The sequence below is a fragment of the Streptomyces sp. NPDC111656 genome, from assembly GCF_055656965.1.
In genome coordinates, this window is sequence record NZ_JBVKCA010000088.1 from 1 (window position 1) to 1,070 (window position 1,070).

Genomic DNA, 1,070 nt, shown 5'->3' on the forward strand with positions numbered 1-1,070 from the left:
CAGGCGGATTTGCCTACCTGACGTCCTACACCCTTACCCCGGGACAACCACCGCCCGGGATGGACTACCTTCCTGCGTCACCCCATCACTCACCTACTGCAGGTCTGGTCCGTCGGCTCCACCACTCCCCTTTGCCCGAAGGCTCCGGGGCGGCTTCACGGACTTAGCATCGCCTGGTTCAATGTTTGACGCTTCACAGCGGGTACCGGAATATCAACCGGTTATCCATCGACTACGCCTGTCGGCCTCGCCTTAGGTCCCGACTTACCCTGGGCAGATCAGCTTGACCCAGGAACCCTTAGTCAATCGGCGCACACGTTTCTCACGTGTGTATCGCTACTCATGCCTGCATTCTCACTCGTGAACCGTCCACCACTGCCTTCCGGCGCGGCTTCACCCGGCACACGACGCTCCCCTACCCATCACAGCGGGCGTTGGCCCTATTGCTGCAATGACACGACTTCGGCGGTACGCTTGAGCCCCGCTACATTGTCGGCGCGGAATCACTAGACCAGTGAGCTATTACGCACTCTTTCAAGGGTGGCTGCTTCTAAGCCAACCTCCTGGTTGTCTCTGCGACTCCACATCCTTTCCCACTTAGCGTACGCTTAGGGGCCTTAGTCGATGCTCTGGGCTGTTTCCCTCTCGACCATGGAGCTTATCCCCCACAGTCTCACTGCCGCGCTCTCACTTACCGGCATTCGGAGTTTGGCTAAGGTCAGTAACCCGGTAGGGCCCATCGCCTATCCAGTGCTCTACCTCCGGCAAGAAACACACGACGCTGCACCTAAATGCATTTCGGGGAGAACCAGCTATCACGGAGTTTGATTGGCCTTTCACCCCTAACCACAGGTCATCCCCCAGGTTTTCAACCCTGGTGGGTTCGGTCCTCCACGACCTCTTACAGCCGCTTCAACCTGCCCATGGCTAGATCACTCCGCTTCGGGTCTTGAGCGCGCTACTAAATCGCCCTATTCGGACTCGCTTTCGCTACGGCTTCCCCACACGGGTTAACCTCGCAACACACCGCAAACTCGCAGGCTCATTCTTCAAAAGGCACGCAGTCACGA

At 58.1% G+C, this 1,070-nt stretch carries 1 rRNA gene; it reads right to left on the bottom strand.

The window, feature by feature from the left end:
* Positions 1 to 1,070 (bottom strand): 23S ribosomal RNA (locus ACZ7M3_RS52870); the annotation flags it as partial.